Genomic DNA, 12,225 nt, shown 5'->3' on the forward strand with positions numbered 1-12,225 from the left:
ATAAAGCAAAAGATATAGATATGCAATGGGTTATAGGCACCTAAAAACACAATGTTCCACGTGGAACAACATAATCATCTAAAAAAGCTGACAATTTCTACAAACCGAAGCTTAAAAAGCAAAAAAGGCGACGAAACTCCTTTTAAAGGCGGAACTGCTATGCTATAATAATGCTTGCACGTTGTGTGTAAAATTATAAAATGCAAGGAGCGGAACGCCTTTGGGAAAAGTAATTGCTATTGCCAACCAAAAAGGTGGTGTAGGTAAAACAACCACTGCCGTAAATCTTGCTTCGGCGGTTGCCGCGGCAGGCAAACGAGTGCTTCTGGTGGATCTCGATCCTCAGGGCAACACCACAAGTGGTTACGGTATTTTGAAAAAAAGCGTAACCAAAAGCGTCTACCAGCTTCTTACAGGGGATGGCGCGCCCGAAGAATGCGTGGTGCACACCAAATACAAAGTGGATATCATTCCTTCCAACATTCAGCTTTCCGGTGCAGGTATTGAACTTGTCATGCTTGACCGCCGTGAAGCACGTTTGCGTGAAGGACTTGCGCTGCTTAACAAAAACTACGATTATATCTTCATTGACTGTCCGCCTTCTCTTGATTTGCTCACTTTAAACGGTCTGTGTGCCTCAGATACGGTCTTAGTGCCGATTCAGTGCGAGTTTTTTGCATTGGAAGGGCTTTCGGAACTGATGAGTACCGTGCGTACCGTGAAAAGCATGTATAATCGCTATTTGGACATCGAAGGTGTGCTGTTGACGATGTACGACGGAAGACTAAACCTGACCCTGCAGGTGGTAGCAGAAGTGAAAAAGCACTTTGGCAGTAAGGTATACAAAACTGTAATTCCTCGCAACGTACGGCTTTCGGAAGCACCCAGCTTTGGTGCACCGGTGAACTATTACGATGCTTCGTCTAAAGGCGCGGCATCTTATGCAGAACTTGCAGCAGAATTGCTGAAGAATAATCAATAAAGCAAAGAAAACAAGGGCGCTACAAAGAAGCTTTAGAAAAAACCTGCTATTTTGGCAGCAAAGCGCAAATGTTTTCGGAAAGGAGCCACTTTTGGCAGGAAAAAAAGGCGGTCTTGGCCGCGGCCTGGATTCTTTATTTGCAGAATCCACCAGTCCGCAAGAGGTAAGACCGAGTACATTACCCATTGCGGAGATTGAACCGGACAAAAACCAGCCGCGCAAGCATTTTGCGCCGGAAAGTCTTTCAGAGCTGACGGCATCTATCAGTCAGCACGGAGTGTTGCAGCCCATCACTGTGCGCCCTAACCCCGCAGGCGGCTATCAAATCATCGCAGGCGAGCGCCGTTGGCGTGCTGCACGTGGAGCAGGGCTAACCGAGATTCCCGCAATTGTCAAAGATCTCTCGGATTCAGAGGCAATGGAAATTGCACTCATCGAAAACCTGCAGCGTGAAGATTTGGACCCAGTCGAAGAAGCGTTTGGCTATAAACAGTTGATTGAACGCTGCAATTTAACCCAAGAGCAGGCAGCAGCAAGGCTGGCAAAAAGCCGACCCGCTGTAACCAACGCTTTACGGCTTTTAAATTTGCCCGAGCAGGTGCTTACGCTGCTGAGCAAAAAGCAGATTTCTACCGGACATGCAAAAGCATTGCTGAGCCTTTCTGAGCCGGCACAGCAAAAACAGGTGGCAGAACTGGTGGTTCGCCAGAATCTCAATGTTCGCCAAACCGAAGCACTTTGCAAAAAAGCCCAAAAAGAACCTAAAACAGAGAAAAAAGAGCAGATTCTTGCAAAGCCCAGTTTGCCTAGCGAGGTAGAACTGGCACTCAAAGAGGTGCTTGGCACCGAAATTAAAGTACAGTATAAAGAGGGAAAGGGAACACTGTCTGTCAACTTCTATAGTGATGAGCAGTTACGCGCTTTTTCTAATTTATTAGGCAATTATAATAAGGAGATAGGAAAATAATGCTGGACATCAAATTTGTAAGAGAAAACCCTGAACTCGTCAAGGAAAACATCAAAAAGAAGTTCCAGGACAATAAATTGCCGCTGGTGGACGAAGTTATCGCACTGGACGTAGAAAACCGTGCAATCATCACCGAGGCAGAGGCACTTCGTGCAGAGCGCAACAAGCTTTCTAAAAGCATTGGCGCACTGATGGGCCAGGGCAAAAAAGAAGAAGCCGAAGAGATGAAGAAAAAGGTTGCGCAGGAAGCCGACCGTCTGAAAGAGCTGGAGGCAAAAGAGGCTGAGCTGGAAGAGCGCATCAAAACCATCATGATGACAATTCCGCAGATCATCGACCCGTCTGTGCCCATCGGCAAAGATGATTCTGAAAACGTTGAAGTTGAGCGTTTTGGCGAGCCGGTTGTGCCGGAGTTCGAAGTGCCTTACCACACCGAAATTATGGAGAGCTTCAACGGTATCGATCTGGACAGCGCTCGCCGTGTTGCAGGTAACGGTTTCTACTATCTGATGGGTGACATTGCTCGCCTGCACTCTGCGGTTATCTCCTATGCGCGTGATTTCATGATTGATCGCGGCTTCACCTATTGCGTGCCCCCCTTCATGATTCGCTCCAATGTAGTTACCGGCGTTATGAGCTTTGCTGAAATGGACGCTATGATGTACAAAATCGAAGGGGAAGACCTTTATCTGATTGGTACCAGCGAACACTCCATGATCGGTAAATATATTGATAATATCCTCGAAGAGGATCAGCTGCCCCAGACGCTTACCAGCTATTCTCCGTGCTTCCGTAAAGAAAAAGGTGCACACGGCCTGGAAGAACGCGGTGTTTATCGTATTCACCAGTTTGAAAAACAAGAGATGATTGTTGTTTGCAAACCGGAAGACAGCGCTATGTGGTACAATAAACTGTGGAAAAACACGGTTGATCTGTTCCGTAGTTTAGACATCCCGGTCCGTACTTTGGAATGTTGCTCCGGTGATCTCGCAGACTTGAAAGTCAAGTCTGTCGACGTAGAAGCATGGAGCCCGCGCCAGAAAAAGTACTTCGAAGTTGGCAGCTGCTCCAACCTGGGCGATGCACAGGCACGTCGCCTGAAAATTCGCGTCAACGGCGAAGACGGCAAGAAATATCTCGCGCATACCCTCAACAATACTGTGGTGGCACCGCCTCGTATGCTGATTGCTTTCCTTGAGAACAATCTGCAGGCTGATGGCAGCGTGCGTATCCCCGAAGCTTTGCGCCCCTACATGGGCGGAATGGACGCAATTGAGAAAAAAGCAAAATAATCAAATAATGTGTAAAAAGAGCCCTGCAAGAGCAATTTTGCAGGGCTTTTTTTGCTTTTAAAAAGCAAAATGACAGAAAATGACATTTACAAAAAATAAATAAAAAATTGTTGACAACCCATACTAAAATAGATATAATAATTAAGCACTATCAATTTTGTGTGTGCAAAATGTGGCGGTATAGCTCAGCTGGCTAGAGCATTCGGTTCATACCCGAAGTGTCACCGGTTCGAATCCAGTTACCGCTACCAGAACAAGGTTTAGATAAGTTTGTAGAGTACCGCTTGCAATAGCGGGTGGTGTGAGGCTTTACATTTTTATCTAAGCTTTGCATGGCCCGATGGTCAAGCGGTCAAGACACCACCCTTTCACGGTGGTATCCCGGGTTCGATTCCCGGTCGGGTCACCATATAAAAGCTCTATCGCAAGATAGAGCTTTTTCTTTTTATCTGAAGGTAGCTTAGCAAAATAAAATGTGCCTTTGTAATATATGCTACGGTAAAAAACAGCAGCATAGAACCGGAGAGTTTTCCACAACGTTGCTATTAAGATGTGGAAAATCCGAGAAAGCGCTTGAAATTTTTCAAGTGCAGCAAAACCCGGTGGCAAAGCGCAGTTGGTGGTTTGACACTTTGCAAAAAACTATGATAAGATAACCAAAGACTATAAAAAAGCTTAAATAAAGTAAAACAGCATTTGGACAGGCTGCCTTATTGAGCAGTAAGTTCAAATGTTTTTTTCTGATAGGGGGCAAAAAAATGGAGATTTTACTGATTATGGGCCTGGGCGTTTTGGTAGGCAATTGGTTCTTTCCGAAAAAACATAAAAAACTAAATGAGAAGCTGCAGGTGCTCTGTACCATTGTGCTAATTTTTTCGATGGGAGTTATGCTCGGCAAACGGGAAAACTTTTTGCAAGAGCTTTCTACCTTGGGCGCGCAGAGTTTCTTATTCTTTTTAGTGCCCACCGTGTTTTCCGTTATCTTTGTATTTTTACTTACACGCTGGCTGATGGAAAAAAACAACGACAAAAAGGAGAACTGACACTGTGGTAATTTTAGCAGTTGTAGCATTGGTTGCAGGCATTTTATGTGGGCTAAGCGGGGTAGACAGCACAGTGCTTACTTGGGTAGAAGCCAACAGCAGTTTGATTCTGGCAATGTTGATGTTTCTCGTGGGCATTAGCGTCGGATTACAAGAGGGAATTCTCCAAAAAATAAAAGAATATCATATTAAAATTTTCATTATTCCTTTCGGCATTATTTTCGGAACCATTGTGGGCGGAATTGTATGCAGTATGCTGACGCGGTATACTATGGCAGAAAGCACGGCGGTGGTAAGCGGACTTGGCTGGTATAGCCTTGCGGGCGTAGCAGTGGGCAATCTTGCCGGTGTACAGCTTGGCAGCATTGCTTTTTTGAGTAACTTGATGCGGGAAATCTTTTCTTTTTTCAGCATTCCACTGATTGCCAAAAGGCTGAATTATTACAGCTGTATTGCCCCGGCAGCAGCCACCAGTGAAGATACCACCCTACCGATGATGATTAAATATACCAATGAAGAAACGGTCGTGCTGGCCGTGCTAAACGGTATGATTTGTTCTGCCTTTGTGCCGGTTTTGATTTCTGTCTGCTACCAAGTGTTTTAAAAATTTTGTAAAAGACAAAATTGCAAATGCTGGACAAAGGCTCTTTAACCCTGCCGCAAAACAGACAGGACAACCCGTATAAAAAGTGCTACAATAGAAATGTTTGGACAAGTTTTCCACAGCGCAGCGCACAACCGGTGGAAAACTTACGCGGCCAAAGTGGCTGTGGCCTGTGCGCAGGAGGAAACTATGACAAAGAAAACACTTGCAAACTTGATGATGCTAATCGGTTCAATGATTTGGGGCGCAGCTTTCGTCGCCCAAAGCGTTGGGGCAGAATATATCGGAGCCTTTACCTTTGGTTCTATTCGTTTTTTTCTGGGCACGCTTGTGCTGCTTCCAATGATTTGGTTCACCCGCAAAAAAAGGGTAGAGCCAGACCCGATTCCACTGCGTAAATATATCACCAGCGGCTTTATTTGCGGTGTCGCACTTTTTTTAGGTGCAACTTTGCAGCAGTTTGGTATTATGCACACCACGGTGGGCAAATCCGGTTTTGTATCGGCGCTTTACGTGGTTTTGGTGCCTATTTTCGCTTTTGTTATTTACCGCCGTCGCATCCATAAGCAGGTGGTTTTTGCAATCTTGCTTTCGATTGTCGGTGTTTATCTGCTTTGCGTAAACGAAAACTTTTCGGTTAACCTGGGCGACGTGCTGAACTTTGTGGGTGCAATTTTCTGGGCGATACAGATTCTTTGCATCGAAAAGTTCTCCCAAGGCCTTAACGGGCTCAAATTTGCCGTGTGTGAATTTATGACCTGCTCAATTTTGAGCGGCATTTTCATGGTAACTATCGAGCGCCCTACGTCTGCTGCGATTTCTGCTGCGCTGTTGCCGCTTTTGTATGCAGGCCTGCTTTCAGTTGGTGTTGGGTTCACGGCGCAGATTGTCTGCCTGCAGTACACTGACCCCGTGATTGCGTCGCTCATCATGAGTTTGGAATCCGTCTTTAGCGTCGTGTTCGGCTTTTTGCTGTTGCACGAAGTGCTCACGCTTCGGCAGGGCTTAGGATGTGTTCTTGTGTTTGGCGCAGTCATCCTTGCGCAATTACAGCCCAAAGGGGCGCACCGCGCAGCAGAAGAGTAAAAGATAAAAAACAAAGGGCTGCTCTGTGCTAGAGCAGCCCTTTGTTTTTAGATTATAAGTATAATAGCTTGCGATGAAAAACCAGATAGTAACGATTTGGGATTATTCGAAGTCCAGTGCATTACCGATCACCGGTTTGCCGTCGCGGTCAAGCAGCGGGCAAAGGCCGACGCCGGAACCATTATTGTAGGCAAAATATTGCACGCCGGTTTCGGTGTCAATCCATATTTCTTTGCAAGAAAGAGTGCCCTGAGAGTAAATTTTACGAAAACGCTCCGGTTTTGCCATAGTTATAGCTCCTTTTTTATACTTAATGTTTATTTCTTCTTAATAATACGGGTTGCTGCAAAGCCAAGCAGCACAGGAAAGACAATTCCCGCAGTAACACCGGCTACATTGCCTGTAGCAAGGCTGTAAATAACACCTACTAAGCAAAGGACCATAACAGCAACTACAAAAAGGCTGAAAATGCGGACCGCTTTGCTTGTAGAGCTTGGTAGCGCAATAGCGCTTAGTTCAAACGGCGCGTCGATAATGTGGGTGGCACCTGCTACCCGCAGCTCCCGGCGACCACGGAAGCCCCAGGTGACGCCACAGCAATCGGTACCTGCATTGCGTGCAGTCATAACATCCACCGCAGAATCACCCACGTAAAGCGCCTCATAAGGCTTTAGCCCAAGCACAGACAATACTTTATGTACGCCTGCGGGGTCGGGTTTTACCACGCTGCCAATCTGCCCGCACACAACATCAAAGACACCGGGGAAATAATCCTCCACGATGCGCTGCACAAATTCATCCGGCTTATTAGATACAACAGCCAGTTTAAGCTTTTCTTTGCGCAGCAAATCAAGCAGCTCAGGAATGCCGGGGTAGGGAACCGTACAGTCCAGCATGTGATCGTGGTAAGCTTGGTCAAACAAAGCTTCGGCTTTCGCAACAATGCTTTCCTCTTTTGCAGCGCTGTCGGGCAGCATACGCAAAATCAGATTGCGTCGGCCGTCGCCTACAAACTGCTTGTAGGCTTCCACCTCGTGCTCTGGATAGCCCAGAGTGCGCAGTGCGGTATTACTTGCATTGGCAAGGTCAGTAATACTGTCCAGCAGTGTGCCGTCCAAATCGAAAATAACAGCTTTTATCATGAAAATAGACATCCTTTCCCCCAATCGGGGTGTAAAACAAATACTAAATGTTGAATTTAAGGCGTTTTGCCTCAGAGTATTCGAGCCCGCGCAGGCGATAGGTAATATGCGATGGGGTACGAACCTTCAAATCGCAGCGGCCTTCGGCCGCAGCAAGCGCATGCATCTTTAATTCAAACGAAAGGTCATTGGTATATAGCGAAACCAAATATCTGGTAAAAAAGCGGCTGTAAGAAAGGCTGAAGGTGCGGTTGGTATTTTTGCAGATACCCTCGCGGAAAAATGCTTCCGCTGCAATAATAACCGGGCCAAGGCTGATGAAAAACAAAAGCGCGAGCAGCGAAGAAAGCGCAGGCAGTGCATAGCGTGAAACAAGCCACAAAACGATAAGCGCACCGGCGACGCCACCCGGCTTGCCAAAATAGGCAACCCAGTTTTTACGGCGAGGGTTGCACATCTTTTTTTCAGGCAGACAAAACTCCGGAAGTATCCGGGTAAGAAATTTCTCATCGCCCTTTTTCACCGCAATCAGCGGAAGCTCATGCCCGCGAAAACCGCCAGCGGTGATATACACAGGGTAACGGCGCAAAATACGTGCCCAGGGCGTTATATGCAAGGTGCTGGCATTGATGGCCGAAACAGCAATGCGACGTTCGGTTTTGGTCAGCAGTCCGCCGCGGCAAACCAAAATACCGCCGCTGCGGCTAACCGTAAAACCAGTGGTAGAAAAAAGTCCCCGCAGTACCGAAAGCAGTGCAAAAAATACAACAAGCGTAACCAGGGCAGAAACACCGGCTGGCAGCCAGGCAGAAAAAAGTTCCGCAGCCTGGCTCAGCCCGGTGATGGCCGCAGTCTCGAAATCCTGTCCCAGCATTTTGGTGACACGATACGCCGTCATTACCGAGAGGATGCTGGTGGCAATGACGTTTGCCGAGAGCATAACAAACAAAAAGCGGTCAAACCCGGCAGGTTCAAACACGCTGGGTTTTTGTACTGCAGGCAGCAGCTCGCAGGCAAAGCGCTCGGCTTGGGCGCGGGGCAGTGTAAAACTAATCGAAGCAAGCGGCTTCTCACTTTTAAAATAAAGCGTCAGCCTTGCCGCGCCCAGCAAACGGTAGCTTATGGGGCGAGAAACGACGACGGCACTAATGCGATCTCTCGCGAAGGTATCGGTGCGGTGAATAATCAGTCCATACATTGCCGAAAAGCAGGTGTCGTCCAGCGAAATTTCAGAGTGGTTCCAGAGCAGCCATGCCAGTATGGTTACAGCAATTAGAATAAGAGCCGACTGGGTAAAAGCCGTCCAAGCGGCAGCAATGTCAAACACCAATAGCGCACGCAGTACCGGAAACACACACAAAACAAACCCATACCGGATAAACTTTGTAAAATGCAGCGGATGCAGCCGCACAGTGTTCATAGGCCGTCCTCTCTTTCAATTAAAAAACTGCGAAGCTGCGCAATGTCCCGCAGCGAAAGACCAATTAGCACCGCAATTCTGCCGGAAGTGGAAACGGTAATGATACCCACGCCAAGCAGCCGCGAAAGCGGGGTAGTAATGCGGGAAGTACCAGTGACGAAGCGCAGCGGAAATTTTTGTACCGAAAGCATAAAAAAACCGCGGTTCAAAATCAGCTCGTAGTCCCGCACCTCAACACAGTAGCCAATGCGGTGCAATGTGCAGACCACTGCTAAAAGCGCAAATAAACCAAACCCTGCAATCAGTCCCCAAAAAACAGAAACCAGCAACCAGACGGCAATCCCGACAACGGCGGAAAAGCCCGCCGACCAAAGGACGGCGAGCAGAGTGCCAGAAACAGGAAGATAACACTTCATCGGGGCCTCCCAAACATAGCAGCCATAGCCAAAGGGCAGCAGCTGTGCAAAATCGTAAAAAAGTCGCTAAACTAAAGATTGCAGGACAAGTGCAGATTTAGAACCATGCAGAAGTGATTTCCATGCCGTCACGCAGAGAAAGCATTGTTTCGGTTACTTTTGAAACGTAAGCGGCGCGCACTGCATAGCGGGCAATACCATCTACTTCAATGGCATACCGGCGCAGACCATACGGCAAAAAGCGAACCGTCGTAGAGCGCGCAGGGGTGCGGGTGGCAAGTTCTTCTGCGGTTTGAGTATACCAAAAGGTAAGGGACAGCTCCGGCAAAGTAGAATCTGCAGGGCCCGTCATTTCGTACTCGGCACGCGCGCCGCACAAAAGTTTGTAAAGCCCGCTGAAAGTACGCTGAGAGAGCCAAACGCCGTTACAGCTTGCCGTCTGACCATCTACTACAATATCATATTGCCCATCGGGAAAAGAAACTTCGATGTGACTGATTTGTGCGAGATTAGGTGCCGCAACGAAACGACTCATCAGTGCATAATAGGTTACATTATCCCAAGGCACCTGGGTAAGCGGCAAAGTGTAAACAACCGGGACTTCATCTTTATACACATAGTAAACATCGTCGCTGCGATTACCAAGCCGCAGGGTGGTAGTCTGTTTGCCGATGGTAAATGAAATGCTGATACCCGCCGGGTTATCCGGCGCAAGCCCAAATGAAGCCAGCTCTTCCGGCGAGGGAAAAAGTTGCACGATGCTGCTGGCGCGCAGTTCGTGCAGCCGTGCAAAATAATTTTCAAATTCAGTAGGGTCTACAAAACCCGCCTCGCTGCCATCTGCACTTTCAATGCGATGGGTAAAATGATTGCCAAAACCGTCAGTGGTGGTTTCGGGCAGCTGCTCTATCACAAAATCTGCCATTGCAGAATGAAAACTCATCTGGGCGGGCAGCTCAACCGCTTCGTTGAGATTATCCGCCAGCGACAAATCGACAAAGTGGCTGACATCGACGAGAAAATCGCTTACGGATGCTTCGGATATGATATAGACTGCTCCGCTGCCCGAAAGCTGCATATAGTATGCCTTTTCTTCGGGCACGCGTGCGCCCAGTGTAAACGAAAGGTCAGTGTCATCAGTAAATCGAATCTCTACGGTAGCACGCGGTTTCGCAAGGCCGATTTCGCTGAGATCTTTCAGTGTTTTTACACGCGACACCGCATGCAGCGAGGTGCAGTTTTCGGCCAGCTCGTCTAATGCCGGGCTAGAGATAGGCAACCCTCGCAAGGCCTCGCAAAAATAAACGCCGTTTTCCAGCGTTACCGTGTAGCTGCCAAACCCATTTTTCACCGATACCGAAGCCAGTGTTGTTGCGGCACGGTCGGTAAGGGTGATGCCTTGCTGACGGTGTGCAGCGCGTATGGGCTGAAAAAACGAGAGCGCAGCAATGCAGACCCCGAGAATGACAAAAACCAGCAGCGCTGTTTTAAGCTGTTTGCTTACTTTCATGTGGGACCTCCGCTCGAATATCGTTGTCGCAGTGCAGCAAAAATATGCGTTTCTGACTGCGAAAAAACACAAGAATATACCTTATTATACAGCAATGCGCAAAAAATAGAAATACCGCGCCCCAAGGGATAAAAAAACCCTCCGCAAACTGCGGAGGGTAAGTATCGTTTTTAAGAGAGACCCCAGCTTTCGGTGAGGTCATGAAACGCAGTGTCTTTTGCTACGCAAACTACGTGGTCGCCGCTTTGCAGGGTTGTGTTACCACGGGGAATGATAACCTCTTGTCCCCTGGTGATGAAAATAATAATCGCATCTTCGGGAATCCAGAGCTCTGCCAATGATTTATTGTGGAACTTAAAGTTATCCGGCAAAAGCACTTCGGTGAGTGAAGCATCTCCGCCAGCAATACTCATCAGCTGGCGAATCGCCGCGGTTTCAACCTCTCGTTCAATCAAACGGGCAATGTTGTCGGTGCTGGAAACTGCAATGTCTACACCAAGTTGTTTTAGCACCGGGGCGTTTTTAGGGTTGTTCACCCTCGCTACGGTTTTTTTCACGCCGAATACTTTTTTGGCAAGCTGGCAGGCAATCAAGTTATTCTCATCACGGCCGGTCACACCAATCAGCGCTTTGCACTCTTCCAGCCGGGCCATGCGTAAAATTTCAATCAAGGTGCCATCTCCGTGGATCACAGGGATATCTAGGCTGTTGGCAAGCCGCTGACAAGTACTTTCCTCGCTTTCAATTACGACGGGCTCATGCCCGTGCTCTAAAAGTGTTTGGGCGAGATAAAAGCCGATCTTACCGCCGCCAACGATACAAATATGCATAATTGTGAACCCTTTCTGTCACATAAATAAGCAGCTATACGCTTTTCGCAGCGCTTAGCCTTCAATATTACCCTTAGTCAAAGAGGTCAACACGGCATCAATGGTAAGGCGAGTGGGGCAAATGGTCTGCAGGTCAAGACGCTCGGCAAACACCTTTTCGCGGGCGGGGTCATAAATGCGAGCGAAAACATGTTTGATGCCGAAAAACTGCGTCGCTACCTCGGCCACCATAATATTAATATTGTCATCCGGCGTCACTGCCGCTACTGCATCGCAGCTTTCAATACCGGCAGAGCGCAGCACATCAACATCAATGCAAACGCCACAAATGCACAGGCCATTAAAGTTGATCAGTGCCAGGTTGGTGGCGGCGTCCAGATGCTCCGGGTTCTCATCTACCAGAGAAACATCGTGTCCCAGTGTCTCCAGCGTCATTGCAAGATTGGAACCGACTTTACCGGCACCAACAACCAAAATATTCAAAAAAGTCACCTCTGTTATTCTGTTCTTGTTTGGTAGAACGATACCATTATAGCCTAACAATATCGAATAATCAATGAAGAAAACAACTGCCCCTATATTAGCCGTGGAAACAAAGCGGAATCTGGGCATTCCCCTTGCAAAATGCAAATTTTATGGTAATATAATATAGTATCAAAAATATGCGTCCGTAGCTCAGTTGGATAGAGCGTTCGGCTCCGACCCGGAAGGCCGCTGGTTCGAATCCAGTCGGGCGCACCACAGAACGTCATGTATGAGGAATTGCCCTCGTATGTGACGTTTTTGTTTTCGCTGTTTTTCAAAAAAGTAAGCGTTGACAAAAAAATTTTTGCATTGCAAAAGCTGGTGTGGCCTTTACACCGGTGCGCCTTAAAGGTATTGTAGCCCGTGGCTGGCAGATAAATTACATTTATGAAAGCTGTAATATAGCAG

The 12,225-nt window shown here is 47.7% G+C and carries 13 protein-coding genes and 3 tRNA genes; 9 read left to right on the forward strand and 7 right to left on the reverse strand.

Annotation, left to right across the window (positions count from 1 at the left end; genetic code table 11):
* Nucleotides 1-220 precede the first annotated feature (220 nt).
* The 8 genes from C1A11_RS04820 (at nucleotide 221) to C1A11_RS04855 (ending at nucleotide 5,974) form a co-directional block, all read left to right on the forward strand.
* Entirely contained in the window at nucleotides 221-982 is a 762-nt protein-coding gene (locus tag C1A11_RS04820) for a ParA family protein (protein ID WP_102049362.1), read from the forward strand.
* A gap of 91 nt (nucleotides 983-1,073) precedes the next feature.
* Nucleotides 1,074-1,949: a ParB/RepB/Spo0J family partition protein gene (locus C1A11_RS04825; protein ID WP_102049363.1), complete on the forward strand. Its 876-nt coding sequence runs from the start codon at nucleotides 1,074-1,076 to the stop codon at nucleotides 1,947-1,949.
* Nucleotides 1,949-3,241 carry a serine--tRNA ligase gene (gene serS / locus C1A11_RS04830; protein ID WP_102049365.1) on the forward strand — a complete coding sequence of 431 codons (1,293 nt, stop codon included), beginning with the start codon at nucleotides 1,949-1,951 and terminating at the stop codon, nucleotides 3,239-3,241. Before C1A11_RS04825 ends, serS begins: the two co-directional genes overlap by 1 nt.
* Before the next feature lie 174 nt (nucleotides 3,242-3,415).
* Nucleotides 3,416-3,492 (forward strand) — tRNA-Met (locus tag C1A11_RS04835).
* A gap of 83 nt (nucleotides 3,493-3,575) precedes the next feature.
* Nucleotides 3,576-3,650: transfer RNA gene (locus C1A11_RS04840), tRNA-Glu, on the forward strand.
* Nucleotides 3,651-3,999: 349 nt separating this feature from the next.
* Nucleotides 4,000-4,284, forward strand: coding sequence for a LysO family transporter (locus C1A11_RS04845; RefSeq protein ID WP_102050984.1), 285 nt, complete (start codon nucleotides 4,000-4,002; stop codon nucleotides 4,282-4,284).
* A gap of 4 nt (nucleotides 4,285-4,288) precedes the next feature.
* Nucleotides 4,289-4,888 (forward strand): LysO family transporter, encoded by a 600-nt coding sequence (locus tag C1A11_RS04850; RefSeq protein ID WP_102049366.1) that lies wholly within the window; start codon nucleotides 4,289-4,291, stop codon nucleotides 4,886-4,888.
* Nucleotides 4,889-5,077: 189 nt separating this feature from the next.
* Nucleotides 5,078-5,974 (forward strand): DMT family transporter, encoded by an 897-nt coding sequence (locus tag C1A11_RS04855; protein WP_180950250.1) that lies wholly within the window; start codon nucleotides 5,078-5,080, stop codon nucleotides 5,972-5,974.
* A 102-nt stretch (nucleotides 5,975-6,076) separates the two neighbouring features.
* Here C1A11_RS04855 and C1A11_RS04860 read toward each other — a convergent pair whose 3' ends face one another.
* The 7 genes from C1A11_RS04860 to C1A11_RS04890 form a co-directional block, all read right to left on the reverse strand.
* On the reverse strand, nucleotides 6,077-6,262 hold the full coding sequence (locus tag C1A11_RS04860; RefSeq protein ID WP_102049370.1) for a DUF6440 family protein: 186 nt from the start codon (nucleotides 6,260-6,262) through the stop codon (nucleotides 6,077-6,079).
* A 29-nt stretch (nucleotides 6,263-6,291) separates the two neighbouring features.
* On the reverse strand, nucleotides 6,292-7,116 hold the full coding sequence (locus tag C1A11_RS04865; protein WP_102049372.1) for an HAD family hydrolase: 825 nt from the start codon (nucleotides 7,114-7,116) through the stop codon (nucleotides 6,292-6,294).
* A 43-nt stretch (nucleotides 7,117-7,159) separates the two neighbouring features.
* The gene (locus C1A11_RS04870; protein WP_102049374.1) at nucleotides 7,160-8,536 is read right to left on the reverse strand and encodes a PH domain-containing protein; all 1,377 of its coding nucleotides are present in this window, start codon (nucleotides 8,534-8,536) and stop codon (nucleotides 7,160-7,162) included.
* Entirely contained in the window at nucleotides 8,533-8,952 is a 420-nt protein-coding gene (locus tag C1A11_RS04875) for a hypothetical protein (RefSeq protein ID WP_102049375.1), read from the reverse strand. The genes C1A11_RS04870 and C1A11_RS04875 overlap by 4 nt, the downstream gene beginning before the upstream one ends.
* A gap of 97 nt (nucleotides 8,953-9,049) precedes the next feature.
* On the reverse strand, nucleotides 9,050-10,462 hold the full coding sequence (locus tag C1A11_RS04880) for a DUF4340 domain-containing protein (RefSeq protein WP_102049377.1): 1,413 nt from the start codon (nucleotides 10,460-10,462) through the stop codon (nucleotides 9,050-9,052).
* A 170-nt stretch (nucleotides 10,463-10,632) separates the two neighbouring features.
* Nucleotides 10,633-11,292 (reverse strand): potassium channel family protein, encoded by a 660-nt coding sequence (locus tag C1A11_RS04885; RefSeq protein WP_102049378.1) that lies wholly within the window; start codon nucleotides 11,290-11,292, stop codon nucleotides 10,633-10,635.
* A gap of 54 nt (nucleotides 11,293-11,346) precedes the next feature.
* Nucleotides 11,347-11,775, reverse strand: a complete 429-nt coding sequence (locus C1A11_RS04890; RefSeq protein ID WP_180950251.1) for a potassium channel family protein — start codon at nucleotides 11,773-11,775, stop codon at nucleotides 11,347-11,349.
* Between the two features lie 181 nt (nucleotides 11,776-11,956).
* Here C1A11_RS04890 and C1A11_RS04895 point away from each other — a divergent pair.
* Nucleotides 11,957-12,033: transfer RNA gene (locus C1A11_RS04895), tRNA-Arg, on the forward strand.
* Nucleotides 12,034-12,225 lie beyond the last annotated feature (192 nt).

The sequence above is a fragment of the Pygmaiobacter massiliensis genome (genome assembly GCF_900199435.1).
Classification (GTDB): Bacteria; Bacillota; Clostridia; order Oscillospirales; family Ruminococcaceae; genus Pygmaiobacter; species Pygmaiobacter massiliensis.

Excerpts from the sequence above, each read along its gene's own strand:
- serS (WP_102049365.1), top strand. The coding sequence starts at position 1,949 with ATGCTGGACATCAAATTTGTAAGAGAAAACCCTGAACTCGTCAAGGAA.
- C1A11_RS04845 (WP_102050984.1), top strand. The coding sequence starts at position 4,000 with ATGGAGATTTTACTGATTATGGGCCTGGGCGTTTTGGTAGGCAATTGG.
- C1A11_RS04855 (WP_180950250.1), top strand. The coding sequence starts at position 5,078 with ATGACAAAGAAAACACTTGCAAACTTGATGATGCTAATCGGTTCAATG.
- C1A11_RS04860 (WP_102049370.1), bottom strand. The coding sequence starts at position 6,262 with ATGGCAAAACCGGAGCGTTTTCGTAAAATTTACTCTCAGGGCACTCTT.
- C1A11_RS04865 (WP_102049372.1), bottom strand. The coding sequence starts at position 7,116 with ATGATAAAAGCTGTTATTTTCGATTTGGACGGCACACTGCTGGACAGT.
- C1A11_RS04870 (WP_102049374.1), bottom strand. The coding sequence starts at position 8,536 with ATGAACACTGTGCGGCTGCATCCGCTGCATTTTACAAAGTTTATCCGG.
- C1A11_RS04875 (WP_102049375.1), bottom strand. The coding sequence starts at position 8,952 with ATGAAGTGTTATCTTCCTGTTTCTGGCACTCTGCTCGCCGTCCTTTGG.
- C1A11_RS04880 (WP_102049377.1), bottom strand. The coding sequence starts at position 10,462 with ATGAAAGTAAGCAAACAGCTTAAAACAGCGCTGCTGGTTTTTGTCATT.
- C1A11_RS04885 (WP_102049378.1), bottom strand. The coding sequence starts at position 11,292 with ATGCATATTTGTATCGTTGGCGGCGGTAAGATCGGCTTTTATCTCGCC.